The sequence below is a fragment of the Pseudomonas sp. GW456-L13 genome, assembly GCF_017350115.1.
GTDB lineage: Bacteria > Pseudomonadota > Gammaproteobacteria > Pseudomonadales > Pseudomonadaceae > Aquipseudomonas > Aquipseudomonas jessenii.
On sequence record NZ_JACNAS010000002.1, the window covers coordinates 253,623 to 278,878 of the forward strand.

Sequence of the window (25,256 nt, forward strand, 5' to 3'; positions counted from 1 at the left end):
TGTTAAGTGAAAACGCACAGCCTTTGCCCCCTCAGGCAAACTGCGCCTTGTACTCCTTCTCGTATTGTCCGGCCAATGACTCTTTCTGTTTGTCGTTGAGCAGCTTGCCGGCCATCTGGAAGAACTTCTGCTCTTCTTCCTCGAGGTGGTGATGCACTTTCTCCGAGAGTTTCTTTGCGGTCACCAGCCAGGCCGGGCTGGACATCTCGGTGTCGTCCAGTTCCTCCATCATTTCGTCAATTTCGTGATGTTCGGCGATGCCATGACGGCTGAGGTCGACACCGTTGTCGAGCTCCATCAACGGGATGTAGAAATGCCGCTCTTCGGCCGTGGCGTGAGCTTGCAGTTCTGACTTGAGTTGTTTGTAGGCCTCGACGCGTTCGGGGCTGTCGCCGCTGGTGTGGATCAGGGCTTTGGCGTAAGTACGTTGGCGTTCATGGCTTTCGCGCAGGGCTTCGAAAATATTCACGGCGTGTCCTCATCGGTCGCACTCTGGAATGACGCGTACTAATGAGTGACATCTGCGCGCAGGCGACGGTTCCACCTGCTTTGTGCCGATGGAACATTCGCGGCGACCACGCTAGGCTGCGGTTTCACTGCCATAAGGATATAGCCATGAACCTGCGTATCGAACTGTCGCAAACTCCCACGGATGAACAACGCCAGGCCATTCTCAAACCATTGCGCGCGTACAACAGCTCGAAAGCCGAAGGCAACGTGCCCGAGCACATCGCCTTGCTGGTGCGCGACGACAACGACGAGATCCTCGGCGGCCTGCATGGCCGATTGTTTTACCAGTGGCTGTACATCGACTTGCTGGTGGTGCCGGAACAGGCCCGGGGACAGGGCCTGGGTTCGAAACTGATGCAGATGGCCGAAGACCTGGCGCGGGAACGGCGCTGCGTCGGGCTGTGGCTCGACACCTTCGAATTCCAGGCACCTGGGTTCTATAAGAAATGCGGCTACAGCGAGATCGGGCACATTGCCGATTACCCGCCGGGCCACAAGCACTTCTTCTTCCAGAAACGCTTGAGCTACTGATCCATACCCCCCCCTGTAGGAGCGAGCTTGCTCGCGAAAAAAACCGGAACGCCGCGGGGTGTCAGGCATCCGGCGTTTTCGTTGACGACCATCGCGAGCAAGCTCGCTCCTACAGGGGGTACAGCGTCAGATCATAGGCAAGTCGCCAACGCCGCCAAGCGTCGCTTGGCCATGAAATCGTCCTTCTGTGCGTAGTAGCTCAACACCGTGCCCGAGGCATCGGTGGTCACGTCGACGAAAGACTCCGCCGAACGGGTGTAAACCGTCGTGCCGCCCTTCTCCCCCGGTTGCAGATAGGCAGCGGCATCGACGCCGAACACGGCCTCGTCCTGCCAGGAAAACTGCACGCACTGGGCGACGTCTTTTCCCGGCTTTTCCGAGTTCAGGGTCTTGTACGGGGCCTTGGTGCGGGCGTCGTTCATCGCCGAGCCGGCGCATCCGGCCAGCAACGTCACGGCCAGCGCCACCATCAGAATTCGCATTGCATTCACTCATCAGGAAAAAGCGGACTTTATCACCCCGGCGGGCCGTATCGTTCTGCTTTACTGCATCTATACCGCGACAGCGCGCAACGATTCGCGCACCCTGTCGCGCCAATATCGCCGCATCGCACCCATGACTGGAAACCTGATGACACCTAATGCCGAGTTCTACAAACCGAGCACTGAATATGCCGACAAGCTGATCAGCCAGATCGGTCAGACGCCTTCCTGGATTGCCAAGCGAATCGGCGTCACCGACAAGCGGATTCGTTACATCCTCGACGGCGAAAGAACCGTCAAAGGCGAAACCACGCCGATCCAGATGACCTACACCGAACAGTTTGCCCTCGAATGCCTGGCGGCAGCGGCCAAGGCCAGTAAGAAGCAGCCTTCGTAATCCCATCCAAGGAGCGACCATGGCGGCAACCGAACTGCAGCATGAGCAAGCACTGAAGCGGTTTCTCGATGCGCGCCCCGAGTTGCGCGAAGAACTCGACCACCTCAACCCGCTGTTGGCCCAGGCCAAGGGTGAAACGGCGGCACAGTATCGCGAAGAACGGCTGCACGAAGCGTTTGAAGCTGAAGCAGAACGCCAGCAGTTGTTCGCCTGGGAACTGACGTTGCAGTTAACTGCCGCCACGCCCCGGGACTACGAAGCGCAGCGCCTTGAAGTGCACCGAGAAGTGGCGGAAATGGCCGGCATGGACTGGCTGGAATATTGCGAGTTGAATGGGATAAAACCGTAAACACTGTTCATGGAGGCCATCGCCGATGCTGCCCAACACCGCCAGGACCCACGCCAGCCCAGGTCATTTGCACACACAGAAATGGCGCGGGCGCATAGGCTTGAGCCTGGTGGCCATGCTCTCGGTACTCGCCGGCATGACCGACGCCATCGGCTTCATGGCCAGCGGCGACTTCGTCTCGTTCATGAGCGGCAATACCACCCGGATGGCGGTCGCCATCAGTACTGGTGACCTTGGGTTGACCCTGCGCCTGGTGATCCTCATCGCCACCTTCATCGTCGGTAACGCGCTGGGCATTATCGTCAGCCGCCTGGGCAGACGCCGGACCCTGCCCTTGTTACTGTGCATTGCCGCCCTGCTGTGCGCCGCCGCGGCCTGGCCGTATGACGAGCAACTGCCAGCCCTGCTGGCGGCGATCATCGCCATGGGCATGCTCAACGCCGCGGTGGAAGAAGTAAATGGCCTGCCGGTGGGCCTGACCTACGTTACCGGTGCCCTGTCGCGTTTCGGCCGCGGGCTGGGCCGCTGGATGCTCGGCGAGCGCCGTAGCGGCTGGCGGGTGCAGTTGATCCCCTGGACCGGCATGTTCGCAGGCGCGGTACTCGGTGCCGTGCTGGAACATCACCTGGGGCTCAAGGCGTTGTTTGCCAGTGGCCTGCTGGCTGCCGGGCTCGGGGTGTTGTCGTTGAAGATCCCGCGGCGCTGGCAGTTGGGGTATATGCCGCGCTGAGTCTGGTGTTGACTGGGCGGGCCTCATCGCGAGCAAGCTCGCTCCCACAAGGGATTTGCGTCGGACACAAAATCAGCAACCACCACACGTCCACTGTGGGAGCGAGCTTGCTCGCGATGAGGCCCACCCGGACAACATCACTTTAGCCGCCCCGCCGATAAAGCATTATCATGGCGGCAGTTTCGCTGATCGAGTCCGTCATGAAGTTCGCCATCACCGTATTTTCCGCCGCCCATGCGCCCTCCTCGCGCCGCGCCCTGCTGTTCGCCCAGGCCGCGCTGGCCGGCGGGCACGAGATTGTCCGGCTGTTTTTCTATCAGGACGGCGTCTACAACGCGTCCGCCAGCGTGGTCACGCCCCAGGATGAACCGGACTTGCCCAAGCAATGGCGTGCCTTTGTCGGTGACCATCAACTCGATGGCGTGGTGTGCATCGCCGCCGCGCTGCGTCGTGGCGTGTTGAACGAGGAAGAAGCCAGGCGCTATCAGCGTGAGGCTGTAGCCGTCGGCGCACCGTGGGAATTGTCCGGCCTCGGCCAATTGCATGACGCGGCGCAGGATGCCGACCGTCTGATCTGTTTCGGAGGCGCATGACATGGCCAAATCCATATTGATCATCAGCCGCCAGTCGCCGTGGTCCGGCCCAGGCGCGCGGGAAGCGCTGGATATCGTGCTGGCCGGGGGCGCTTTCGATCTGCCGATCGGCCTGTTGTTTCTCGATGACGGCGTGTTCCAGCTGGCCGCCGGTCAGAACGCCAAGGCCCTGCAACAGAAAGACCTGAGCGCCAACCTGCAAGCCCTGCCGATGTTCGGTGTCGAGGAACTGTTTGCCTGTGGCGACAGCATCACCCAGCGTGGCCTGGCCCCCAGCGGCCTGTCGCTGGAAGAAGCCCAGGTATTGACCGCCCACGAAATCACCGCCCTCATTGACCGTTACGACCAGGTGATCACCCTCTGATGTCGACTTTGCATGTGTTGTCTCATTCCCCGTTCGGCGACGAACGCCTGACCAGTTGCCTGCGCGTGATCGGCGCCAACGACGGGTTGCTGTTGTCCGGTGATGCCGCCTATGCGTTGCAACCAGGCACCGCGCCGTTCACTGCGCTCAGCGCACGTGGCCTGAAGCTGTTCGTGCTGGCCGAAGATGCCCAGGCCCGTGCGCTTGCGGTTCCAGACTGGGCCAGTGCCATCGATTACCCGGCCTTCGTCGAGCTGTCGATTCACTACGACAAGGTCAACAGTTGGCTATGAAGGCATTGACGGTCGGCCCCCGCGCCATCGAACTGGACAAGGACGGTTTCCTGGTCGAACTGAGTGACTGGTCCGCCGATGTGGCCAGTGCCCTGGCGGCAGCCGAAGACATCGAGTTGACGCCCGAACACTGGGAAGTCCTCGAACTGCTGCGCAGTTTCTACGCCGAATTCCAGCTGTCACCGGCCACCCGCCCGTTGATCAAGTACACCGCCCTGAAACTCGGCCCGGAAAAAGGCAACAGCCTGCACCTGAACCGACTGTTCAAAGGCACTCCCGCCAAACTCGCCGCGAAACTGGCGGGCCTGCCCAAACCGACGAATTGCTTATGACCGATTACCCAGCACTGACACTCGAAACGCCCGCCGAGCATCCGTTCGCCCAGTTCGTACGGATCCTTGGCAAAGGCAAGCGCGGCGCCCGTGACCTGACCCGGGTCGAGGCCCGGGAAGCCATGGGCATGGTGCTCGATGAAAAGGTCGAGGAAACCCAGCTCGGCGCCTTCCTGATGCTGTTGCGGCACAAGGAAGAAAGCTTCGAGGAGATGGCGGGTTTCACCGAGGCATTGCGCGAACGCCTGAATCCTCCGGCAATGGCAGTGGATCTGGATTGGCCGACCTATGCCGGCAAGAAGCGGCACTTGCCGTGGTATCTGCTGGCGGCCAAGTGCCTGGCGCAAAACGGCGTGCGGATTTTCATGCACGGCGGCGGCGCCCACACGGCCGGACGCTTGTACAGCGAGCAACTGCTGGGCGAATTGAACATCCCGTTGTGCCGTAACTGGCAACAGGTGGGTTCGGCGCTGGATAACGGCGGCCTGGCCTTCATGCCATTGATGGACTGGGCGCCACAGCTGCAACGCATGATCGATCTGCGCAACACCCTGGGCCTGCGCTCGCCGATCCACTCGCTGGCGCGGATCCTCAACCCACTGGGCGCCCGTTGTGGCCTGCAGAGCATTTTCCACCCGGGTTATCAGGCCGTGCATCGCGACGCCAGTGGATTGCTCGGTGATACCGCCATTGTGATCAAGGGCGATGGCGGCGAGATCGAGATCAACCCGGACGCCGACAGTCACCTGTACGGCACCACCGGGGGCGAGAGCTGGGACGAGGAATGGCCGCAGTTGTCGGCGCAGCGTCACGTCAAACCTGCCTCGCTTGATCCTGAGCATTTGAAAGCGGTCTGGCGTGGCGACGTGGTCGACAGCTACCCGCAAATGGCCCTGATCTCGACCATGGCCTTGGCCCTGCGTGGCCTTGGCCAGACCCGCGAACAGGCCTTCGAAACCGCTGAAAAATACTGGGCCGCGCGGGACAAATCGATTTAATCGATCATTCGCGTCCGATCTTTGCGCTTTTTGTTCGAACTCATCGGAATAGACTCGACTCCATCGATTATGGGTTTCGGGAGTCTTGAACATGGGTTTGTTAGTGGATGGCCGCTGGCAGGACAAGTGGTACGAGAGCAGCAAGGACGGCGCGTTCCAGCGCGAACAGGCGCAGCGTCGCAACTGGCTGACCGCTGACGGCAAGCCGGGACCGACCGGCGTCGGCGGTTTCGCGGCCGATCCCGGACGCTATCACCTGTACGTGTCCCTGGCCTGTCCGTGGGCCCATCGCACACTGATCCTGCGCAAACTCAAAGGCCTCGAAAACCTGATCGACGTTTCGGTGGTCAGCTGGTTGATGCTGGAAAACGGCTGGACCTTCGACCAGCACCTGGGGTCGACCGGCGACAAGCTCGACCATTTCGAATTCATGCACCAGCGCTACACCACCGACACCGCCGACTACACCGGTCGCGTCACCGTGCCGGTGCTGTGGGACAAACAGCAAAAGCGCATCGTCAACAATGAATCATCGGAAATCATCCGCATGTTCAATGGCGCCTTCGACGATCTGACCGGTAACGACCTGGACTTCTACCCGGCGCCGCTGCGGGGAGAAATCGATGCGTTGAACGAGCGGATTTACCCGGCGGTGAACAATGGCGTGTACCGCGCCGGGTTTGCTACCTCGCAACAGGCTTATGAACAAGCCTTCGATGAGGTGTTTGCCGAGCTGGACCGACTGGAGTTGCTACTGGGTGCCAACCGCTATCTGGCGGGCGAGTACCTGACCGAAGCGGACATCCGCCTGTTCACCACGCTGATTCGCTTCGATGCGGTGTACTACGGGCACTTCAAGTGCAATCTGCGGCGGATTGCGGATTATCCGAACCTGTCGAACTGGCTGCGGGAGATTTATCAGTGGTCGGGGATTGCCGAGACGGTGGATTTTGAACACATCAAGAATCACTACTACGCCAGCCACCGCACCATCAACCCGACGGGTGTGGTGCCGAAAGGGCCAGCGCAGGACTTCACCGCGGCCCATGATCGGGAGCGGTTGAGTGGGAAAGGGGTTTGGCGCAGAGCTTGAGATTTGTGCAGGTTTTGAAGGCCCCATCGCGAGCAAGCTCGCTCCCACAATTGATTTGTGTCGTTCACAAATCCCCTGTGGGAGCGAGCTTGCTCGCGATGAGGCAACTCGGTCTCAGACCTGCCCCTGAGCCCCTTCGAACCACGCCAGTTTCTCGCGCAGTTGCACCACTTCACCCACGATCACCAAGGTCGGCGCATGCACTTCATGCTCTGCCACCAGTCGTGGCAGGTCCGCCAGGGTGCCGGTAAACACCCGCTGGTTGACCGTGGTGCCCTGCTGGATCAGTGCCGCCGGGGTATCGGCGGCGCGACCATGCTTGATCAACTGTTCGCAGATGATCGGCAAGCCCACCAGCCCCATGTAGAACACCAGGGTTTGCGCCGGGGCGACCAGATCGGCCCATGGCAAATCGCTGGAGCCGTCCTTGAGGTGGCCGGTGATGAAACGCACCGACTGCGCATAATCGCGGTGGGTCAGCGGAATCCCGGCATAGGCCGCGCAACCGCTGGCTGCCGTGATCCCCGGCACGACCTGGAACGGGATGCCATGGGCCGCCAGTTCTTCGATCTCCTCGCCACCACGACCGAAGATGAACGGATCGCCGCCCTTCAATCGCACCACACGCTTGCCTTTCTTGGCCAGATCCACCAATTGCTGGTTGATCTGATCCTGCGGCACCGCGTGATCGGATCGGCGCTTGCCGACGTAAACCCGCTCGGCGTCGCGACGGCACAGTTCGAGAATCGCCGGTGCCACCAAACGGTCGTACAGTACCACGTCGGCTTGCTGCATCAGACGCAATGCCTTGAACGTCAGCAGGTCGGGATCACCTGGCCCTGCACCCACCAGATAGACTTCACCGGTCGCCACTGGCGCCTCACCATCGATTTTCGCCTGGAGCAACCGCTCGGCTTCACCGCCCTGCCCAGCCAGTTGCCGATCGGCAACCGGGCCCTGGAAAACATCCTCCCAGAACGCCCGACGCTGCTGCACATCCGGAAACAGGCCTTTGACCTGATGACGGAATCGCGCAGCCAGCCCGGCCAATTGACCGTAGGTGGAAGGAATCCAGGTTTCGATCTTGGCGCGAATCAAACGCGCCAGCACCGGCGCATCGCCGCCGCTGGACACTGCAATGATCAAGGGAGAACGGTCGACGATGGCCGGGAAGATCACGCTGCACAGGGCCGGCGCGTCCACCACATTGACCGGCACGCAACGCCGATGGGCATCGGCGGAAACTTGTGCGTTCAGCGTTTCGTCGTCGGTGGCGGCAATGATCAGCCCGCAACCGTCCAGATCCGCCTCGGCGTAGCCACGCAACAGGCACTCGCCACCGCTGCCGGCAACCAGCTCGCGCAATTGCGCTTCGATTTCAGGTGCAACCACCCGCAGCAGCGCACCGGCATCGGCCAGCAGGCGGGATTTGCGCAAGGCAATCTCCCCCCCGCCGACGACCAACACACGACTGCCGCGAAGGTTGTGAAACAGCGGCAGATAGTTCATTTAGCCGATGACCTCAAGGCCACCCATGTAGGGCTTGAGGACTTCAGGCACACGGATGGAACCGTCGGCCTGCTGATAGTTCTCGAGCACCGCGACCAGGGTACGGCCCACCGCCAGGCCGGAGCCGTTCAGGGTGTGTACCAGTTCCGGCTTGCCGGTTTCCGGGTTGCGGAAACGCGCTTGCATGCGGCGGGCCTGGAAGTCGCCGCAGTTGGAGCACGACGAGATTTCGCGGTACTTGTCCTGGCTCGGGATCCACACTTCCAGGTCGTAGGTCTTGACCGCGCTGAAGCCCATGTCGCCGGTGCACAGCGCCAGAGTGCGGTAAGGCAGTTCCAGCAATTGCAGGACTTTCTCGGCGTTGGCGGTCAGGCCTTCCAGCGCTTCCATGGATTTCGATGGCTCGACGATCTGCACCATTTCAACTTTGTCGAACTGGTGCTGGCGGATCATGCCGCGGGTGTCGCGGCCCGATGCGCCGGCTTCGCTGCGGAAGCACGGCGTGTGGGCGACGAACTTGATCGGCAGCAGTTTCGAATCGACGATTTCGCCGGCGACGATGTTGGTCAGCGACACTTCGGCGGTCGGGATCAGGTACAGGTCGGCTTCGCCTTCGCGCGCGATCTTGAACAGGTCTTCCTCGAACTTCGGCAGCTGGCCGGTGCCTTGCAGCGCCGGGGCCTGGACCAGATAAGGCGTGTAGGCCTCTTCGTAGCCGTGCTCGGTGACGTGCAGGTTGATCATGAACTGCGCCAGGGCGCGGTGCAGACGGGCAATCGGGCCGCGCAGCAGGGCGAAACGGGCGCCGGACAGCTTGGCGGCGGTTTCGAAGTCCAGCCAGCCGAACTTCTCGCCCAGGGCGACGTGGTCCTGAACCGGGAAATCGAAGGCAGTCGGGGTGCCCCAGCGGCGCACTTCGACGTTGCCGTCTTCGTCTTCGCCGACCGGCACCGATTCGTGCGGCAGGTTGGGGATACCCAGCAGGATCGAGTCCAGATCGGTCTGGATCGCGTCCAGTTCGACTTTACCCGCGCTCAATTCGCCCGCCATGCGCTCGACGTCCGCCATCAGCGGCGCGATGTCTTCGCCGCGCTGCTTGGCCTGACCGATGGATTTGGAGCGCGCATTACGTTCAGCCTGCAGTGCTTCGGTGCGGGTCTGGACGGTCTTGCGCTGTTCTTCCAGCGCTTCGATGCGCGCAACATCCAGGGTATAGCCACGGGATGCCAGGCGGTCCGCTACGTCCTGAAGGTTGCTACGTAACAGTTTGGAATCGAGCATGTCGGTTTCTCGTTTATCAAAGTTTGGTCAAGGACAGGCCGGCCCAGGTGGCAAGCAGCCCGCCGAATACGCTGAGCGCCGCATAGCCCAAGGCTAGCGGCACTTGCCCGCTTTCCAGCAGGCGCACCGTATCCAGTGAAAAGGATGAAAAAGTCGTCAGCCCCCCGAGGAAGCCAACGATCAACCCGGCACGCACCTCGATGGGCACCTCCGGGCGTATCAAAAACAGACCGTATAGAACGCCGATCAGCAAACAGCCCACGATATTAACGGCCAGCGTCGCGGTATAGAAGTGCCGCGGCCAATTCGCGTTGATCCAGTTGCCCGTGACGAAGCGCAACAACGTGCCGGCCATCCCGCCGACGGAAACCGCAACGATCAAGGGAAGCACTATTTTCTCCGCTGCCTTGGGCTTAAACGGTCGAGTTTCGCCAGGTGATTGAGTTTTTCGCCGATCTTCAACTCCAGGCCACGGGGCACGGGCTGATAGAACGGGATCGGGTCGAGTTCTTCCGGGAAATAGTCTTCGCCAGCGGCATAGGCGTCCGGCTCATCGTGGGCATAACGGTATTCATCGCCGTAGCCCAATTGTTTCATAAGCTTGGTCGGCGCGTTGCGCAGGTGCAGCGGCACTTCCAGCGAACCGTGCTCGGCGGCGGCGCGCAATGCCGTCTTGAAGCCCATGTACACCGCGTTGCTCTTTGGCGCGCAGGCCAGATAGGTGATGGCCTGGGCCACCGCCAACTCGCCTTCGGGGCTGCCGAGGCGCTCCTGCACTTCCCAGGCCGCCAGGCACAGGCTCAGGGCGCGGGGGTCGGCATTGCCGATGTCTTCGCTGGCCATGCGCACCACGCGCCGGGCCAGGTACAAGGGGTCGCAACCGCCGTCGATCATCCGCGCAAACCAGTACAAGGCGCCGTCGGGGTTGGAGCCGCGCACCGATTTATGCAGGGCGGAAATCTGGTCGTAGAACGCTTCGCCGCCCTTGTCGAACCGCCGGCGGGTATCGCCGAGCAGGCTTTGCAGCAGGTCGGTGCCGATTTCGCCGTTGTCTTCCGCCAGGTCCGAGGCGTTTTCCAGCAGGTTGAGCAGGCGCCGACCATCGCCATCGGCAGCCGACAGCAGCATCTGGAAGCCTTCGTCGCTGAGGGTCAGGTTACGTTTACCCAGGCCACGCTCTTCGGTCAGCGCGCGGTACACCAGTTTGCGCAGGGCCGCTTCGTCGAGGCTTTTCAGCACATAGACCCGCGCCCGCGACAACAAGGCGTTGTTGAGTTCGAACGAGGGATTTTCCGTGGTTGCGCCGATGAAAATCAGCGTACCGTCTTCAACATAGGGCAGGAACGCATCCTGCTGGGACTTGTTGAATCGATGCACTTCGTCGACGAACAGAATGGTGCGGCGGCCGTACTGCGCGGCCTGCTGCTTGGCGATTTCCACCGCCTGACGGATCTCCTTGACCCCGGCCAGTACCGCCGAGACCGTTTCGAAGTGCGCGTCCGAGACTTCCGCGAGCAATCGCGCCAGGGTGGTTTTGCCCACGCCCGGCGGCCCCCAGAAAATCATCGAATGCAGGGCACCCTGCTCCAGCGCCTCGCGCAGGGGCTTGCCGCGAGCGAGCACGTGTTCCTGACCGACGTACTCGTCCAGATTGGCCGCACGCAGGCGGGCGGCCAAGGGCTGGGCGATGGGGGTGCTGCGAAACAGATCCATGACGTACGTTTAAAACCTCGGGTTATTACGTGGTACTCAAGCCTGTCAAACATCCTGTGGCGAGGGGGCTTGCCCCCGTTCGGCTGCGGAGCAGTCGCAAAACCATTACACACGGCATGTCTGATATACCGCAGTAGCAGGTTTTAGGGCCGCTTCGCGACCCAACGGGGGCAAGCCCCCTCGCCACAAAAGCTCGCTCCCACAGGTTTTGCATCAGCCGTTTATTCCTGGATTACATCGGCACCCTTGGGGATGTCGAACTTGAATTTGGACGCAGGGATCGGCTCGTTCGCCTTCACCCCGGTGAACAGGATATTGGTGCGCTGGCCGACGCTGTCGATCAGTTGCATATCATTGACCAGGCCATTGCGGAACGACAGGCGCAGGCTGTCGAACAGAGTGTCCTTGGTTTTCGGCTTCAGGGTGAAGTCAATCACGCCGCCGGCTTCCTTGGCACTGATGTCGAAGCTCTGGCTGATCTTCGACACGTCACCGGACAACAGCAAGGCCGGGGTCTGGGTCAGGCGCTGGTCGAGGTTCTTGATGGTGGCCTGTTCCAGGTCCGGGTCCCACAAGGTGACTTTCTTGCCATCGGAGATCATGGTCTGTTCGGCCGGCGCATCGGTGTGCCAGTAGAACAGGCCCGGACGCTGCAGGGACATCTCGCCGGCGGTTTCCTGCAATTGGGTGCCTGTGCCATCAAGGGTCAGTTGCGAGAAACGTGCGGTCAGGGTCTGGGATTTTTCCAGCAGTTGGGTCAGGCGCGCCACGTCCTTGTCATCGGCGTTAGCCTGGAGCGTGGTCAAGGCCAGTACCGGCAGCAACAGCATGCGGATCAGACGCATGGGAGTCCTCATAACATTCGTGGGAGTGCGGGAGGCGCAAAGGCGCCCCCCCTTTCATACTCGGGTCAGTCGCGCACCGGCCCCGGGGCCAGGACTTCACGCGAACCGTTGGTGTTCATGGACGTCACGACCCCGGCCATTTCCATGGCTTCGATCATGCGCGCAGCGCGGTTGTAGCCGATCTTCAGCTTGCGCTGAACCGCGGAAATGGAGGCACGACGGCTTTCCAGCACGAACTGGACCGCTTCGTCGTACAGCGCGTCGGCCTCGGGATCGTCACCGTCGCCGCCACCGCTGCTGCCTTCAAAGCCGCTGCCCGCCTCTTCGACGCCATTGAGGATGTCGTCGTTGTATTCCGGCGCACCCCGCAGCTTCCAGGCTTCCACCACACGGTGAACCTCATCGTCGGACACGAAAGCACCGTGAACACGAATCGGCAGGCTGGTACCCGGCGGCATGTAGAGCATGTCACCGTGGCCCAACAGTTGTTCGGCGCCGCCCTGGTCGATGATGGTCCGCGAGTCGATCTTGCTCGATACCTGGAACGCCATGCGGGTCGGGATGTTGGCCTTGATCAGACCGGTGATCACATCCACCGACGGACGCTGGGTCGCAAGGATCAAGTGGATACCGGCCGCACGAGCCTTTTGCGCGATACGGGCGATCAGTTCTTCAACCTTCTTGCCGACGATCATCATCATGTCGGCGAATTCGTCGACTACGACCACGATGGTCGGCAGCTTCTGCAGCAGTGGCGCTTCGTCGTGGATGCTTTCGCGCTTGTACAGCGGATCGCTCAACGGCTCGCCGGCGTCCTGGGCTTCCTTGACCTTGGCGTTGAAGCCCGACAGGTTTCGCACGCCCATCTTGGCCATCAGCTTGTAGCGGCGTTCCATCTCGGCAACGCTCCAGCGCAGGGCGTTGGCGGCGTCCTTCATGTCGGTGACCACCGGGCACAGCAGGTGCGGAATGCCTTCGTAGATCGACAGTTCCAGCATTTTCGGGTCGATCATGATCAGCTTGGCGTCTTCCGGGCCAGACTTGAACAGGATCGACAGGATCATCGCGTTCACACCCACCGACTTACCGGAACCGGTGGTACCGGCGACCAGTAAGTGCGGCATTTTCGCAAGGTCGGTGATGACCGGCTTGCCGCCGATGTCATGGCCCAGGGCCAGGGTGACCGGGGATTTGAAGTTGTCGTATTCCGGAGTCGACAACACCTCGGAGAAACGCACGATCTGCCGATCTTCGTTGGGAATCTCGATACCGACCGTGGTCTTGCCCGGAATCACTTCCACCACGCGCACGCTGGTCACGGCCAGGGAACGGGCCAGGTCTTTGGCCAGGTTGGAGATTCGGCTGACTTTTACCCCGGCCGCCGGCTGGATTTCGTAACGGGTGATCACCGGGCCCGGGTGGATCGAATCCACTGCGACTTCAACGCCGAATTCCTTGAGCTTGATTTCCAGCAAGTGGCCAACCGCAGCCAGGGATTCAGGCGAGTAATTGAGCTGTTTCTTTTCCGCCGGGTCGAGAATCGAGATCGGCGGCAAGGTGCCTTCCACGGCGCTGTCGACGAACAGCGGCGCCTGCTTCTCTTTCTCGACGCGTTTGCTCGGTGCGGCGGGCTTTGGCGGCGCGGGTGCAATCACCGGCGGCACCTGCTTCTCACGCTCGGACATGTGCTTGCTCAGGGCTTGCTCACGTTCGATCAGGCGTTCCTTGACCTTGGCCTGCTCGCGTTTGTCGGTGACGGTCGGCGCAACCACTTCATCCATACGGTCGTCGACTTCACGCAACTGGGCAACCAGCTGTTTGCGCTCGGTACGGGCCGCCCACCAGCGATTGGCGGCGCCCTGGAACAGTTCGAACAGGTCGAGGGTGATCTTGCCGGTGATGTCCATCACCTTGAACCACGACAGGTCGGTAAACACGGTCAGGCCGAACAGGAATAACGCAATGAACAACAGCGTACTGCCCTGGATATTCAGGGCGTTCCTGGCCAGTTCGCCGAGGCTTTCCCCCAGCGCACCGCCCGCACCGGCCGGCAGACCGGTCGCGGCATGAAAATGGATATGGGCCAGAGCGGCGCCCGACAGCACCAGGAACACCAGGCCGATCAGGCGCCAGGAGAACAGCCACCCGCTCCACTGCCACGGCTCGTGACGCTGGCGGAAGATCTGGTACGCCTTGATGGCCAGTAGCAACGGGAAGATGTAGGCGAAGTAACCCAGCACCATGAACAGGATATCGGCGCTGTAGGAGCCCGCTGGCCCGCCGAAGTTCTGCACGTCGTCGATCTTGCTGTTATGGCTCCAGCCCGGATCATCCTTGCCATAGGTCAACAAGGCCATCATCAGGAACAGGCACAAGGCACCGATGGCGATCAGCGCACCTTCCTTGAGTCGGTAGTGCAAGTGCTGGCGCCAGAGCGGCACGACGGCTGGTTTGGGTGCTGCGGTGGATTTCTTCAAAACGCTTCTTTTCCTGCGCCAATGGCGCGTCCATCTGGTGAATGTCTATAAAAACCGCGAAAAAACTGCCCAATCCAGGCAGGTAATAAAGTTAACACGTGTAACCGGGACTACTTTTAACACTGCACCCCTGTTTCTATAAACACGGCGCACACTGAATATATGTAACACGCAGGGCATTGTACGGGTTTGTACGCACGACGCCATGCTTGAGACCCTTGGATGCAGCATAGTCAACAGCACATGACATGCCATTCAATTTGAGCATGCATTCTCTTTGGTGACAAAGGCTTATGAGGTGTTTTTTATGAGCGAAGCGAAGCATTCCCGCCTGATTATCCTGGGCTCCGGCCCTGCCGGTTACAGCGCGGCAGTTTATGCCGCCCGCGCCAACCTCAAGCCGGTTGTCATTACCGGCATCCAGGCAGGCGGCCAGCTCACCACCACCGTCGAAGTGGATAACTGGCCAGGCGACGTTGAAGGCCTGACCGGACCGGTGCTGATGGATCGCATGCAAAAACACGCCGAACGCTTTGCCACCGAGATCGTTTACGACCACATCCATACCGCCAAGTTGCAACAACGACCGTTCGAGCTGATCGGCGATGGCGGCACCTACACCTGCGACGCCTTGATCATTGCCACCGGCGCCTCCGCGCAATACCTGGGCCTGCCGTCGGAAGAAGCGTTCGCCGGCAAAGGAGTTTCGGCGTGCGCGACCTGTGATGGATTTTTCTATCGCAATCAAGTGGTTGCTGTGGTCGGCGGCGGCAACACGGCGGTCGAGGAAGCCTTGTACCTGTCGAACATCGCCAAAGAAGTGCACCTGATCCATCGGCGCGACAAACTGCGCTCGGAGAAAATCCTCCAGGACAAACTCTTTGAAAAGGCCGCCAACGGCAATGTTCGCCTGCACTGGAACCAAAACCTGGACGAAGTGCTCGGCGATGCCAGCGGCGTGACCGGTGCCCGCCTGCGGGACAGTCACACAGGTGAAACCCGGGAGCTGCCGCTGGCCGGGGTGTTTATCGCCATCGGCCACAAACCCAACACCGACCTGTTCACGGGCCAACTGGAAATGCGCGACGGGTATCTGCTAGTCAAGGGTGGCAGCGAAGGCGATGCCACCGCTACGGCGATTGCAGGTGTGTTTGCCGCCGGTGACGTGGCCGACCACGTTTATCGCCAGGCCGTTACATCTGCCGGTGCCGGTTGCATGGCGGCGCTGGACGCTGAAAAATACCTGGACGACATTCCAACCGTTTGAAGGCAAACTTTATGGCGGGCCAACACCCGCCACTGCCCTCCCCTTCTGCAAGCCCGGATGCCATGCTGACTTGGTTACAACGCAATACCTTGCATTTCCCACCACTGGAAAAGGCCATGCGCGACCCCAACGGGCTGCTGGCCGCCGGTGGTGATCTGTCCGCCGATCGGCTGATCTCGGCTTATCGCCACGGCTGCTTCCCTTGGTTTTCCGAGGGCCAGCCAATCCTCTGGTGGTCTCCGGACCCGCGTACGGTGCTGTTTCCCGACGAATTGCACGTCTCGCGCAGCCTGAACAAACTGCTACGCCAGCAACGCTATCAAGTGACCTTTGACCAGGACTTCGCCGCCGTCATCCGCGCCTGTGCCGCGCCCCGGGATTACGCCGACGGCACCTGGATCACCGAGGCCATGCAGGACGCCTACATCGAACTGCACAGGCGTGGCCACGCGCACTCGGTGGAAGTGTGGGACGGGGACGAACTGGTGGGCGGGCTCTACGGCCTGGCGATGGGCCAGCTGTTTTTCGGCGAGTCCATGTTCAGCCTCGCTGACAACGCCTCGAAATTCGGCTTTGCCACACTGGTGCGGCATCTGAAAGACTCGGGTTTTGTACTGATCGATTGCCAGATGCCCACCGATCACCTGCACAGTCTCGGAGCCCGGGCGATACCCCGCCATGAATTTGCCAACTATCTGGCCAGGCATCTGGACCAGCCCAATCGCGCTAGCTGGGTTTGCTGAGCGACTTTTGCGCAGGTGGCTTACACTTATTCAAAAGCATTATCCCGAGGGTTGATCATGACCGAGTTGGCGCGATTGAAGTTCTATGCCACTCAGCCGCACTCTTGCAGTTATCTGCCGGAGGAGCAGGCCACAACCCTGTTCCTCGACCCTAGCCAGCCCATGGATGTGCATGTCTATGCAGACCTGTCGGAGATGGGGTTTCGTCGCAGTGGCGATCATCTCTATCGGCCGCATTGCCAGAATTGCAATGCCTGCGTTCCGGCGCGCATTCCCGTGGGACAGTTCACGCCCAACCGGCAACAGAAACGCATCTTCAAGCGCAACGTGGATTTGCAGGTACGTCCAGCCAAGCCCGGCTTCAACGAAGAATACTTCGACCTCTACCAGCGCTATATCGAACAGCGTCACGCCGATGGCGACATGTACCCGCCGAGTCGCGACCAGTTTTCGACATTCCTGGTGCGGGACCTGCCGTTTTCAAGATTTTATGAATTTCGCCTGAATGGCCGGCTGCTGGCCGTCGCCGTCACCGATTTACTGCCGAACGGTCTTTCGGCGGTCTACACCTTCTACGAACCCTCCGAAGAGCGCCGCAGCCTTGGGCGCTATGCGATCCTGTGGCAAATCGCCGAGGCCAGGCGGCTGGGGCTGGATGCGGTCTACCTCGGCTACTGGATCAAAAACTGCAAAAAAATGAACTACAAGACTCAATATCGCCCTATTGAGTTGCTGATTAATCAGCGCTGGGTGGTTCTAAACTAGAGCCGCCCCTAAACCCCTTGGCTTAAACCCCATTTTTCGGGCACAATGCACGCCGCTTTTGCCTGGCGCAGTTGCACCGGGCCATTCATTGGACACCGAGGGCTTTACTGCATGTCGAAAGAAGACAGCTTCGAAATGGAAGGCACTGTCGTCGACACCCTGCCCAACACCATGTTTCGTGTGGAGTTGGAAAATGGGCACGTCGTAACCGCGCACATCTCCGGCAAGATGCGCAAGAACTACATCCGTATTCTTACCGGCGACAAAGTGCGCGTAGAGCTGACTCCTTATGACTTGAGCAAAGGGCGCATCACTTACCGCGCTCGATAAGGTTGGAGCGAGCTTGCTCGCGAAAAACCTGACGGTACCGCGTCAAGTCAGAGTCCCCGCATCATCATTGACGAACATCGCGAGCAAGCTCGCTCCTACAGAGATAGGGCTCACTCGCTAAGCAAGTCAATACAAAACGCCCGGCTTATGCCGGGCGTTTTTGTTTGTCTGCGATTTAATGCCCCCCCTGTGGGAGCGAGCTTGCTCGCGATGAGTGCGGCACATTCAGTAAATGTGCAATCTGTCCCGCCGCCATCGCGAGCAAGCTCGCTCCCACAGGCTTTGATGTGTATTTCGCAGACAACAAAAAGGCGCCAACCGGCGCCTTTTTGCTTTATTGCGGTTTAACGTCAGGCCATCTCGGCCGTGGTCTCGAACTCGAAGGTCAGCTCTCCGTCCTTGATGTCGATGTGTACCACACCGCCATGCTCGGCCAGTTCGCCAAAGAGAATCTCCTCCGCCAGCGGACGCTTGATCTTGTCCTGGATCAGGCGAGCCATTGGGCGAGCACCCATCGCCGCGTCGTAGCCACCTTCGGCCAGCCAGTTGCGGGCTGCATCGGTGACTTCCAGCAACACACGCTTGTCTTCCAGTTGCGCCTGAAGCTCGGTAAGGAACTTGTCCACCACGCTCTTGATAACCTCATGACTGAGGCGACCAAACTGGATGATGGTGTCCAGACGGTTGCGGAATTCCGGCGTGAAGCTCTTCTTGATCACTTCCATCGCATCGGACGAGTGATCCTGATAGGTGAAACCGATCGAAGCGCGGGCTGCAGTCTCGGCACCGGCGTTGGTCGTCATGATGACGATCACGTTACGGAAATCCGCCTTGCGCCCGTTGTTATCGGTCAACGTACCGTGGTCCATGACCTGCAACAGCAGGTTGAAGACTTCCGGATGCGCCTTCTCGATTTCATCGAGCAACAACACGCAGTGTGGCTGCTTGGTAATGGCTTCGGTGAGCAGACCGCCCTGATCGAATCCGACATAACCAGGAGGCGCACCGATCAGACGCGATACGGTGTGGCGCTCCATGTACTCGGACATGTCGAAACGAATCAGCTCGACACCCAAGGCCTTGGCCAACTGACGCGCCGCTTCGGTTTTACCGACACCGGTAGGCCCTGCGAACAGGAACGAACCGACAGGCTTGTCAGGGGACTTGAGGCCGGCACGGGACAGCTTGATCGCGGTTGCCAGCGAATCGATCGCGGCATCCTGACCGAACACGGTCAACTTCAGGTCACGCTCCAGGTTACGCAGCAGCTCCTTGTCGGAACTGGTGACGTGTTTTGGCGGAATCCGCGCGATTTTCGCGACGATGTCCTCGACTTGCGGCACTTCGATGCGCTTCACACGCTTCTCGACCGGTTGCAGGCGCTGATAGGCACCCGCCTCGTCGATGACATCGATAGCCTTGTCCGGCATATGACGGTCGTTGATGTAACGCGAGGCCAGTTCAGCAGCCGCGCGCAGGGCCTCATCACTGTATTCGATATTGTGATGGCTTTCGAAACGCCCCTTCAGGCCGCGCAGAATGCCAATGGTGTCTTCCACCGAAGGCTCCGACACATCGACCTTCTGGAAGCGTCGGGCCAAGGCACGGTCCTTCTCGAAGATGCCGCGGAATTCCTGGAAGGTGGTTGAACCGATGCAACGGATATCACCCGAGGACAGCAGCGGCTTGAGCAGGTTCGAGGCATCCATGACGCCACCGGACGCGGCACCCGCACCAATGATGGTGTGGATCTCGTCGATGAACAGGATCGCCTGCGGACGTTTTTTCAGTTCATTGAGCAACGCCTTGAAGCGCTTCTCGAAATCGCCACGATACTTGGTGCCCGCGAGCAGAGCGCCAAGATCGAGGGAATAAACAACACTGTTTGCCAGCAGATCCGGTACTTGGTCGTCGACAATGCGCTTGGCCAAGCCTTCGGCAATCGCGGTTTTACCCACGCCCGCCTCGCCCACCAGCAGCGGATTGTTTTTGCGCCGACGCGCCAGGATCTGCGCAACGCGCTCGACTTCCAGCTCACGCCCCACCAGCGGATCGATGCGACCCTGGCGCGCGAGCTCGTTGAGGTTGCTGGCATAAGCATCCAGGGGATTGCCTGAGGAAGAAGACTCACCGCCCTCGTCGTCCTGCATATCTTGCTCACCTTCAGAGTGATCGCCATGCCCTGGCACTTTGGAAATGCCATGGGCGATGTAGTTGACGACATCTATACGGGCAACGCTCTGCTGTTTCAGCAGGAACACCGCCTGACTCTCTTGCTCACTGAAGATCGCGACCAGCACGTTGGCGCCAGTCACTTCGCGTTTGCCCGAGCTCTGTACGTGAAACACAGCACGTTGCAGTACACGCTGGAAGCCCAGGGTTGGCTGGGTTTCGCGATCCTCGTCATGCACGGGGATCAATGGCGTGGTGGAGTCGATGAACTCCTGCAGGTCATGCTTGAGTTTGTCGAGGTTTGCGCCGCACGCACGCAGAACGGTGGCGGCAGCCTCATTGTCCAATAGGGCCAGCAAGAGGTGCTCGACGGTCATGAACTCATGACGCTTCGAACGAGCTTCCTTGAAGGCAAGATTGAGGGTGACTTCGAGCTCGCGGTTTAACATAGCTTCACCTCATACCCAAGTGTCCGGCGATTAACCGTCCTTCTCGATTTCACAGAGTAGCGGATGCTGGCTTTCCCTGGCGTACTGGTTGACCTGCATGGCCTTGGTCTCGGCGATGTCGCGGGTAAACACTCCACATACTGCCCGTCCTTCTGTGTGGACGGCCAGCATGACCTTGGTCGCCAGCTCGCGATTCAGGTTAAAAAACACCTCGAGCACTTCGACGACGAAATCCATCGGTGTGTAGTCATCATTGAACAAAACCACCTTGTACATCGGCGGCGCCTGTAAAGCAGGCTTGGCCTCCTGAACAGCAATGCCTGCGGAATCGTCGTCGTGTTCCTCCGGGCGATCCTTCTGGAGAGTCGGGCGATCCTGATTGAATGTTAGTCGAATCTGGCTGATTGCATGCATGGAAAGAAAGGTTCGTCAGTTGTTCAAATACAGTGGTGGGGGCGGCTATCAGCGATTTCAACTCCGACTGCCGGGTCAGCTTGACTATCGGCAAAACGGTGTTACAACCAATAGAGCCCACAGTGGGTAAAAAAGGTCCGCGGAGTCAATCTTATTTACAGATTCGACTGCGGATGTACTGGATGATACTCCAGTGATGGAGTGTGTTGCAGAGGGAGTTGGGTATGTCAGGCGGCAAGGTCAGCGGCAAGGTCAAATGGTTCAACAATGCCAAGGGTTACGGTTTCATCAATGAGGACGGCAAGACAGAAGACCTGTTTGCCCACTACTCCGCCATCCAGATGGAAGGTTATAAAACCCTGAAAGCCGGGCAAGCTGTCGTATTCGACATCATCCAGGGCCCCAAAGGCCTGCACGCGGTCAACATCGGCAGCCCGGTGGGCGCTTCGAAAGCGACGGCATCCGCCCCGCAACAGACCGTTACAGTGTAAGTCCACACCGTCATAGCGCCATAAAAAAACCGCCTGACTCATCTACTTGAATCAGGCGGTTTTTGTGTGCCTGCGTTTTGTTACATGTGCGAGATCAGCGCATCACCGAAGCCGGAAGACGACACCAGTTTGGCGCCTTCCATCAGACGCTCGAAGTCATAGGTCACGGTCTTGGCGGAAATCGCGCCGTTGGTGCCCTTGATGATCAGGTCGGCCGCTTCGGTCCAGCCCATGTGGCGCAGCATCATTTCAGCCGACAGGATCAACGACCCCGGGTTGACCTGGTCCTTGCCGGCGTACTTCGGCGCCGTACCGTGGGTGGCTTCGAACATGGCCACGGTGTCGGACAGGTTGGCACCCGGCGCAATACCGATACCGCCCACTTCCGCCGCCAGGGCGTCGGAGAGGTAGTCGCCGTTCAGGTTCAGGGTCGCGATCACATCGTACTCGGCCGGGCGCAGCAGGATCTGCTGGAGCATGGCGTCGGCGATGGCATCCTTGACGATGACGTTCTTGCCGGTTTTCGGGTTCTTGAACTGCATCCACGGACCGCCGTCGAGCAGGGTTGCGCCGAACTCTTCAGCCGCCACTTCGTAGGCCCATTCCTTGAAGGCACCCTCGGTGAACTTCATGATGTTGCCTTTGTGCACGATGGTCAGCGAATCGCGATCGTTGTCGACCACATATTGCAGGGCCTTGCGCGCCAGACGCTTGGTGCCCTGCAGGGACACCGGCTTGACGCCGATACCGCAGTTCTCGTCAAAACGGATCTTGGTAACGCCCATTTCTTCTTTCAGGAACTTGATGACCTTGGTGGCTTCCGGCGTACCGGCCTTCCACTCAATGCCCGCGTAGATGTCTTCGGAGTTCTCGCGGAAGATGGTCATGTCGACATCGCCTGGCTTCTTGACCGGGCTAGGCACGCCTTCGAACCAGCGCACCGGGCGCAGACAGACGTACAGGTCGAGCTGCTGACGCAGGGCTACGTTCAGGGAACGGATGCCGCCACCGACCGGGGTGGTCAGCGGGCCCTTGATGGAAACCACGTAATCCTTGACCGCGTCCAGGGTTTCCTGAGGCAGCCAGGTGTCCTGATCGTAAACCTGAGTCGCTTTCTCCCCGGCGTACACCTCCATCCAGGAAATCTTGCGTTCGCCACCGTAGGCCTTCTTAACAGCAGCATCGACAACCTTGATCATGACCGGGCTGATGTCGACACCAATGCCGTCACCTTCGATGAAGGGGATGATCGGGTTATTAGGAACATTGAGAGAATGGTCTGCATTGACGGTGATTTTGTCGCCGACGGCTGGAACCTGAATCTTCTTGTAACCCATGCTGAACTCCATTGATTGGATTGAACATCTGGCTTGGTTCGAGCGTAACCCAGTTGAATCGGCGCGCAAACCCTATGTTCCATCGATCTGGCGCAAAGCCTTGCAACTCGCGCGCTACAAGCCTGAAAGCAAAGGGAAAAGCGCCAAAACCAAGCACGACGAGTGACCTTACGCCCTGCTCGCCCCTGCGACCTTTAGACCAATGGACGACATTCGTTGCATATGAACCATCGGCAGATTGCCAGCTACCTATGTATAATGCCGCCCGCTGACCACAGGGTCACGACGGCTGAAGTGCTCTACGATGAGACTTTCCGCCCGGCAAGCCGGCCTGTTATCGCAGTCCGGCTACTTGACGCCCTACTGATGCACCCAACATCACAGCAACGAAACCTCGATATTCGGCTCATGGATGACTTTGAACGAACGCGCTTACCCGGCGCCCTCGAGTTTCTGCGCACGCTTTAGCAAAGAAGAGAGAGTTAATCCGAATATGCCCACCCGCTCGAAGATCATCTATACCTTCACCGACGAAGCTCCTGCCCTCGCCACCTATTCACTGTTGCCTATCGTAGAGGCGTTCACCGCCTCGGCTGATATCGCCGTTGAAACCCGCGATATCTCTCTTGCAGGGCGCATCCTGGCCAGCTTCCCCGAGCAACTGGGTGACAAAGCCGTAGCCGACCACCTCGCCGAACTGGGCGCCCTGGCCGTTACGCCTGAAGCCAACATCATCAAATTGCCGAACATCAGCGCCTCGGTTCCGCAACTGCAAGCCGCGATCAAAGAGCTGCAAGCCCAGGGCTACGCACTGCCGGACTACCCGGAAACCGTGACCTGCGACGCCGACAAGGAAGCCAAGGCGCGTTACGACAAGATCAAGGGCAGCGCCGTGAACCCGGTCCTGCGCGAAGGCAACTCCGACCGCCGCGCGCCGTTGTCGGTCAAGAACTACGCACGCAAGCACCCGCACAAAATGGGCGCGTGGGCCAAGGACTCCAAGTCCCACATCGCGCACATGAGCACCGGCGATTTCTACGGCAGCGAAAAAGCCGCCCTGATCGACGCCGCTGACGCCGTGAAGATCGAACTGATCGCCCAAGACGGCACCGCTACCGTCCTGAAAGAAAAGACCAGCGTACAAGCCGGTGAGATCCTCGATTGCGCGGTACTGAGCAAAAACGCCCTGCGCAGCTTCATCGCGGCTGAAATCGAAGACGCCAAGGCACAAGGCGTGCTGCTGTCGGTTCACTTGAAAGCCACCATGATGAAGGTCTCCGACCCGATCATGTTCGGCCAGATCGTTGCCGAGTTCTATAAAGACGCACTGGCCAAGCACGCTGACGTGCTGTCACAGATCGGCTTCAACCTGAACAACGGCATCGGCGACCTGTACGCTCGCATCAAGGCTTTGCCTGCCGAGCAGCAAGCGCAGATCGAAGCTGACATCCAGGCGGTCTACGCCGTTCGCCCTTCCCTGGCGATGGTCAACTCCGACAAAGGCATCACCAACCTGCACGTGCCGAGCGACGTGATCGTCGACGCCTCGATGCCGGCAATGATCCGTGACTCCGGCAAGATGTGGGGCACCGACGGCCAGTTGCACGACACCAAAGCCGTGATCCCGGACCGTTGCTACGCCACCATTTACCAGGCCGTGATCGAAGATTGCAAAGCCAACGGTGCGTTCGATCCGACCACCATGGGCAGCGTGCCGAACGTTGGCCTGATGGCGAAGAAAGCCGAAGAGTACGGCTCTCACGACAAGACTTTCCAGATCAAGGCTGACGGCGTTGTTCGCGTCACCGACAGCAAGGGCAACCTGCTGATGGAACAGGCTGTTGAAGCCGGCGACATCTTCCGCATGTGCCAGACCAAAGACGCGCCGATCCAGGACTGGGTCAAACTGGCCGTCAACCGTGCTCGCGCCAGCAGCACCCCGGCGATCTTCTGGCTGGACCCGATGCGCGCCCACGACGGCGTAGTGATCGAGAAAGTTCAGGCTTACCTGAAGGATCACGACACTGCCGGCCTGGACATCCAGATCATGGCACCGGTCGACGCGATGAAGTCCACCCTGCAGCGCACCCGCGCCGGCAAGGACACCATCTCGGTAACCGGCAACGTACTGCGCGACTACCTGACCGACCTGTTCCCGATCATGGAACTGGGCACCAGCGCCAAGATGCTGTCGATCGTGCCGCTGATGAACGGCGGTGGCCTGTTCGAAACCGGCGCCGGCGGTTCGGCTCCGAAGCACGTTCAGCAACTGCTGGAAGAAAACTTCCTGCGCTGGGATTCGCTGGGTGAATTCCTGGCCCTGGCCGCGTCCCTGGAACACCTGGGCGTGACCTACAACAACCCCAAGGCGCTGGTTCTGGCCAAGACCCTGGACCAGGCTACCGGCCAGTTCCTGGACAACAACAAGTCGCCATCGCGCAAAGTCGGCAATATCGACAACCGCGGCAGCCACTTCTATCTGGCGCTGTACTGGGCTCAGGCCCTGGCTGCCCAGACCGAAGACGCTGCACTGCAAGCGCAGTTCGCGACCCTGGCCAAGACCCTGACCGAGAACGAGGCGACCATCGTTGCCGAACTCAACGCCGTTCAGGGCAAGCCAGTGGACATCGGCGGTTACTACCACGCCGACGCCGAGCTGATCAGCAAGGCCATGCGCCCAAGCGCAACCTTCAACGCGGCTGTTGCTGCGCTGGTTTAAGGTTGTAAGGGAACATCACAAACCCCGGCCCTGTGCCGGGGTTTGTGTTTTCCGGACCTCACACAATACCGA

Annotated in this window: 28 protein-coding genes; 17 read left to right on the plus strand and 11 right to left on the minus strand. The window is 60.0% G+C overall.

Features of this window, described 5'->3' with window-relative positions; all coding sequences use genetic code 11:
* Positions 1-31: 31 nt before the first annotated feature.
* Positions 32-469, minus strand: a complete 438-nt coding sequence (locus tag J4D25_RS15330) for a hemerythrin domain-containing protein (RefSeq protein WP_057714187.1) — start codon at positions 467-469, stop codon at positions 32-34.
* 146 nt (positions 470-615) lie between these two features.
* On the opposite strand from J4D25_RS15330, the gene J4D25_RS15335 reads away from it, so the two are divergent.
* Positions 616-1,041, plus strand: coding sequence for a GNAT family N-acetyltransferase (locus J4D25_RS15335; protein ID WP_057714186.1), 426 nt, complete (start codon positions 616-618; stop codon positions 1,039-1,041).
* Between the two features lie 131 nt (positions 1,042-1,172).
* Here J4D25_RS15335 and J4D25_RS15340 read toward each other — a convergent pair whose 3' ends face one another.
* Entirely contained in the window at positions 1,173-1,523 is a 351-nt protein-coding gene (locus J4D25_RS15340; RefSeq protein ID WP_057714185.1) for a hypothetical protein, read from the minus strand.
* A gap of 148 nt (positions 1,524-1,671) precedes the next feature.
* On the opposite strand from J4D25_RS15340, the gene J4D25_RS15345 reads away from it, so the two are divergent.
* The 9 genes from J4D25_RS15345 to J4D25_RS15385 all read left to right on the plus strand — a co-directional run bounded on the left by J4D25_RS15345 (position 1,672) and on the right by J4D25_RS15385 (position 6,672).
* Positions 1,672-1,920: a hypothetical protein gene (locus tag J4D25_RS15345; RefSeq protein ID WP_057714184.1), complete on the plus strand. Its 249-nt coding sequence runs from the start codon at positions 1,672-1,674 to the stop codon at positions 1,918-1,920.
* Between the two features lie 19 nt (positions 1,921-1,939).
* Positions 1,940-2,269 (plus strand): DUF6388 family protein, encoded by a 330-nt coding sequence (locus tag J4D25_RS15350; protein ID WP_057714183.1) that lies wholly within the window; start codon positions 1,940-1,942, stop codon positions 2,267-2,269.
* A 25-nt stretch (positions 2,270-2,294) separates the two neighbouring features.
* Entirely contained in the window at positions 2,295-2,999 is a 705-nt protein-coding gene (locus J4D25_RS15355; protein WP_057714182.1) for a YoaK family protein, read from the plus strand.
* Between the two features lie 200 nt (positions 3,000-3,199).
* Positions 3,200-3,592, plus strand: a complete 393-nt coding sequence (tusD, locus tag J4D25_RS15360) for a sulfurtransferase complex subunit TusD (protein WP_057716586.1) — start codon at positions 3,200-3,202, stop codon at positions 3,590-3,592.
* A 1-nt stretch (position 3,593) separates the two neighbouring features.
* Entirely contained in the window at positions 3,594-3,956 is a 363-nt protein-coding gene (gene tusC, locus J4D25_RS15365) for a sulfurtransferase complex subunit TusC (protein WP_057714181.1), read from the plus strand.
* Positions 3,956-4,249: a sulfurtransferase complex subunit TusB gene (tusB, locus tag J4D25_RS15370; protein ID WP_057714180.1), complete on the plus strand. Its 294-nt coding sequence runs from the start codon at positions 3,956-3,958 to the stop codon at positions 4,247-4,249. The genes tusC and tusB overlap by 1 nt, the downstream gene beginning before the upstream one ends.
* Complete coding sequence (locus J4D25_RS15375) at positions 4,246-4,581, plus strand: TusE/DsrC/DsvC family sulfur relay protein (RefSeq protein WP_057714179.1); 336 nt, start codon at positions 4,246-4,248, stop codon at positions 4,579-4,581. The genes tusB and J4D25_RS15375 overlap by 4 nt, the downstream gene beginning before the upstream one ends.
* Positions 4,578-5,579 (plus strand): glycosyl transferase family protein, encoded by a 1,002-nt coding sequence (locus tag J4D25_RS15380; protein WP_057714178.1) that lies wholly within the window; start codon positions 4,578-4,580, stop codon positions 5,577-5,579. Before J4D25_RS15375 ends, J4D25_RS15380 begins: the two co-directional genes overlap by 4 nt.
* Before the next feature lie 91 nt (positions 5,580-5,670).
* Positions 5,671-6,672, plus strand: a complete 1,002-nt coding sequence (locus tag J4D25_RS15385) for a glutathione S-transferase family protein (RefSeq protein ID WP_057714177.1) — start codon at positions 5,671-5,673, stop codon at positions 6,670-6,672.
* A gap of 114 nt (positions 6,673-6,786) precedes the next feature.
* On the opposite strand, the gene cysG is transcribed toward J4D25_RS15385, so the two are convergent.
* From cysG to J4D25_RS15415, 6 genes are all read right to left on the minus strand, one after another.
* Positions 6,787-8,181 carry a siroheme synthase CysG gene (gene cysG, locus J4D25_RS15390; RefSeq protein ID WP_057714176.1) on the minus strand — a complete coding sequence of 465 codons (1,395 nt, stop codon included), beginning with the start codon at positions 8,179-8,181 and terminating at the stop codon, positions 6,787-6,789.
* On the minus strand, positions 8,182-9,462 hold the full coding sequence (serS, locus tag J4D25_RS15395) for a serine--tRNA ligase (RefSeq protein ID WP_057714175.1): 1,281 nt from the start codon (positions 9,460-9,462) through the stop codon (positions 8,182-8,184).
* 16 nt (positions 9,463-9,478) lie between these two features.
* Positions 9,479-9,853, minus strand: coding sequence for a fluoride efflux transporter CrcB (gene crcB / locus J4D25_RS15400; protein ID WP_057714174.1), 375 nt, complete (start codon positions 9,851-9,853; stop codon positions 9,479-9,481).
* Positions 9,853-11,175, minus strand: coding sequence for a replication-associated recombination protein A (locus J4D25_RS15405; RefSeq protein ID WP_057714173.1), 1,323 nt, complete (start codon positions 11,173-11,175; stop codon positions 9,853-9,855). The genes crcB and J4D25_RS15405 overlap by 1 nt, the downstream gene beginning before the upstream one ends.
* A gap of 221 nt (positions 11,176-11,396) precedes the next feature.
* On the minus strand, positions 11,397-12,020 hold the full coding sequence (lolA, locus tag J4D25_RS15410; protein ID WP_008049385.1) for an outer membrane lipoprotein chaperone LolA: 624 nt from the start codon (positions 12,018-12,020) through the stop codon (positions 11,397-11,399).
* 65 nt (positions 12,021-12,085) lie between these two features.
* Positions 12,086-14,497, minus strand: coding sequence for a DNA translocase FtsK (locus tag J4D25_RS15415; protein WP_057714172.1), 2,412 nt, complete (start codon positions 14,495-14,497; stop codon positions 12,086-12,088).
* 307 nt (positions 14,498-14,804) lie between these two features.
* Here J4D25_RS15415 and trxB point away from each other — a divergent pair, with 307 nt between their 5' ends.
* From trxB to infA, 4 genes are all read left to right on the plus strand, one after another.
* Positions 14,805-15,764 carry a thioredoxin-disulfide reductase gene (gene trxB, locus J4D25_RS15420; RefSeq protein WP_057714171.1) on the plus strand — a complete coding sequence of 320 codons (960 nt, stop codon included), beginning with the start codon at positions 14,805-14,807 and terminating at the stop codon, positions 15,762-15,764.
* Between the two features lie 62 nt (positions 15,765-15,826).
* Complete coding sequence (gene aat, locus J4D25_RS15425; RefSeq protein WP_057714170.1) at positions 15,827-16,507, plus strand: leucyl/phenylalanyl-tRNA--protein transferase; 681 nt, start codon at positions 15,827-15,829, stop codon at positions 16,505-16,507.
* A 57-nt stretch (positions 16,508-16,564) separates the two neighbouring features.
* Positions 16,565-17,272, plus strand: a complete 708-nt coding sequence (locus J4D25_RS15430) for an arginyltransferase (protein ID WP_057714169.1) — start codon at positions 16,565-16,567, stop codon at positions 17,270-17,272.
* Between the two features lie 111 nt (positions 17,273-17,383).
* The gene (infA, locus tag J4D25_RS15435; protein ID WP_002553999.1) at positions 17,384-17,602 is read left to right on the plus strand and encodes a translation initiation factor IF-1; all 219 of its coding nucleotides are present in this window, start codon (positions 17,384-17,386) and stop codon (positions 17,600-17,602) included.
* A gap of 350 nt (positions 17,603-17,952) precedes the next feature.
* Here infA and clpA read toward each other — a convergent pair whose 3' ends face one another.
* Both clpA and clpS read right to left on the minus strand, forming a co-directional pair.
* Complete coding sequence (gene clpA / locus J4D25_RS15440) at positions 17,953-20,223, minus strand: ATP-dependent Clp protease ATP-binding subunit ClpA (RefSeq protein ID WP_057714168.1); 2,271 nt, start codon at positions 20,221-20,223, stop codon at positions 17,953-17,955.
* 30 nt (positions 20,224-20,253) lie between these two features.
* Complete coding sequence (gene clpS / locus J4D25_RS15445; protein WP_020799529.1) at positions 20,254-20,637, minus strand: ATP-dependent Clp protease adapter ClpS; 384 nt, start codon at positions 20,635-20,637, stop codon at positions 20,254-20,256.
* A 224-nt stretch (positions 20,638-20,861) separates the two neighbouring features.
* Between clpS and cspD the strand changes: the two genes are divergently transcribed.
* On the plus strand, positions 20,862-21,128 hold the full coding sequence (cspD, locus tag J4D25_RS15450) for a cold shock domain-containing protein CspD (RefSeq protein WP_057714167.1): 267 nt from the start codon (positions 20,862-20,864) through the stop codon (positions 21,126-21,128).
* An 80-nt stretch (positions 21,129-21,208) separates the two neighbouring features.
* On the opposite strand, the gene icd is transcribed toward cspD, so the two are convergent.
* A complete protein-coding gene (gene icd, locus J4D25_RS15455) occupies positions 21,209-22,465 on the minus strand; it encodes an NADP-dependent isocitrate dehydrogenase (RefSeq protein ID WP_007972065.1) in 1,257 nt (418 codons plus the stop codon).
* Here icd and J4D25_RS15460 point away from each other — a divergent pair.
* Positions 22,464-22,631 (plus strand): hypothetical protein, encoded by a 168-nt coding sequence (locus J4D25_RS15460; protein WP_167362871.1) that lies wholly within the window; start codon positions 22,464-22,466, stop codon positions 22,629-22,631. The genes icd and J4D25_RS15460 overlap by 2 nt on opposite strands.
* Before the next feature lie 327 nt (positions 22,632-22,958).
* Entirely contained in the window at positions 22,959-25,184 is a 2,226-nt protein-coding gene (locus tag J4D25_RS15465) for an NADP-dependent isocitrate dehydrogenase (protein ID WP_057714166.1), read from the plus strand.
* Positions 25,185-25,256: the final 72 nt, after the last annotated feature.

Bases quoted from the DNA above. Each gene is read 5' to 3' on its own strand.
- J4D25_RS15465 (WP_057714166.1), top strand. From the start codon at position 22,959: ATGCCCACCCGCTCGAAGATCATCTATACCTTCACCGACGAAGCTCCT.
- serS (WP_057714175.1), bottom strand. From the start codon at position 9,462: ATGCTCGATTCCAAACTGTTACGTAGCAACCTTCAGGACGTAGCGGAC.
- infA (WP_002553999.1), top strand. From the start codon at position 17,384: ATGTCGAAAGAAGACAGCTTCGAAATGGAAGGCACTGTCGTCGACACC.
- J4D25_RS15335 (WP_057714186.1), top strand. From the start codon at position 616: ATGAACCTGCGTATCGAACTGTCGCAAACTCCCACGGATGAACAACGC.
- J4D25_RS15375 (WP_057714179.1), top strand. From the start codon at position 4,246: ATGAAGGCATTGACGGTCGGCCCCCGCGCCATCGAACTGGACAAGGAC.
- tusB (WP_057714180.1), top strand. From the start codon at position 3,956: ATGTCGACTTTGCATGTGTTGTCTCATTCCCCGTTCGGCGACGAACGC.
- J4D25_RS15405 (WP_057714173.1), bottom strand. From the start codon at position 11,175: ATGGATCTGTTTCGCAGCACCCCCATCGCCCAGCCCTTGGCCGCCCGC.
- J4D25_RS15350 (WP_057714183.1), top strand. From the start codon at position 1,940: ATGGCGGCAACCGAACTGCAGCATGAGCAAGCACTGAAGCGGTTTCTC.
- J4D25_RS15355 (WP_057714182.1), top strand. From the start codon at position 2,295: ATGCTGCCCAACACCGCCAGGACCCACGCCAGCCCAGGTCATTTGCAC.
- J4D25_RS15460 (WP_167362871.1), top strand. From the start codon at position 22,464: ATGCTGAACTCCATTGATTGGATTGAACATCTGGCTTGGTTCGAGCGT.
- cysG (WP_057714176.1), bottom strand. From the start codon at position 8,181: ATGAACTATCTGCCGCTGTTTCACAACCTTCGCGGCAGTCGTGTGTTG.
- icd (WP_007972065.1), bottom strand. From the start codon at position 22,465: ATGGGTTACAAGAAGATTCAGGTTCCAGCCGTCGGCGACAAAATCACC.
- lolA (WP_008049385.1), bottom strand. From the start codon at position 12,020: ATGCGTCTGATCCGCATGCTGTTGCTGCCGGTACTGGCCTTGACCACG.
- J4D25_RS15340 (WP_057714185.1), bottom strand. From the start codon at position 1,523: ATGCGAATTCTGATGGTGGCGCTGGCCGTGACGTTGCTGGCCGGATGC.
- J4D25_RS15345 (WP_057714184.1), top strand. From the start codon at position 1,672: ATGACACCTAATGCCGAGTTCTACAAACCGAGCACTGAATATGCCGAC.
- clpS (WP_020799529.1), bottom strand. From the start codon at position 20,637: ATGCATGCAATCAGCCAGATTCGACTAACATTCAATCAGGATCGCCCG.
- tusD (WP_057716586.1), top strand. From the start codon at position 3,200: ATGAAGTTCGCCATCACCGTATTTTCCGCCGCCCATGCGCCCTCCTCG.
- clpA (WP_057714168.1), bottom strand. From the start codon at position 20,223: ATGTTAAACCGCGAGCTCGAAGTCACCCTCAATCTTGCCTTCAAGGAA.
- tusC (WP_057714181.1), top strand. From the start codon at position 3,594: ATGGCCAAATCCATATTGATCATCAGCCGCCAGTCGCCGTGGTCCGGC.
- J4D25_RS15385 (WP_057714177.1), top strand. From the start codon at position 5,671: ATGGGTTTGTTAGTGGATGGCCGCTGGCAGGACAAGTGGTACGAGAGC.
- aat (WP_057714170.1), top strand. From the start codon at position 15,827: ATGCTGACTTGGTTACAACGCAATACCTTGCATTTCCCACCACTGGAA.
- trxB (WP_057714171.1), top strand. From the start codon at position 14,805: ATGAGCGAAGCGAAGCATTCCCGCCTGATTATCCTGGGCTCCGGCCCT.
- cspD (WP_057714167.1), top strand. From the start codon at position 20,862: ATGTCAGGCGGCAAGGTCAGCGGCAAGGTCAAATGGTTCAACAATGCC.
- J4D25_RS15380 (WP_057714178.1), top strand. From the start codon at position 4,578: ATGACCGATTACCCAGCACTGACACTCGAAACGCCCGCCGAGCATCCG.
- J4D25_RS15430 (WP_057714169.1), top strand. From the start codon at position 16,565: ATGACCGAGTTGGCGCGATTGAAGTTCTATGCCACTCAGCCGCACTCT.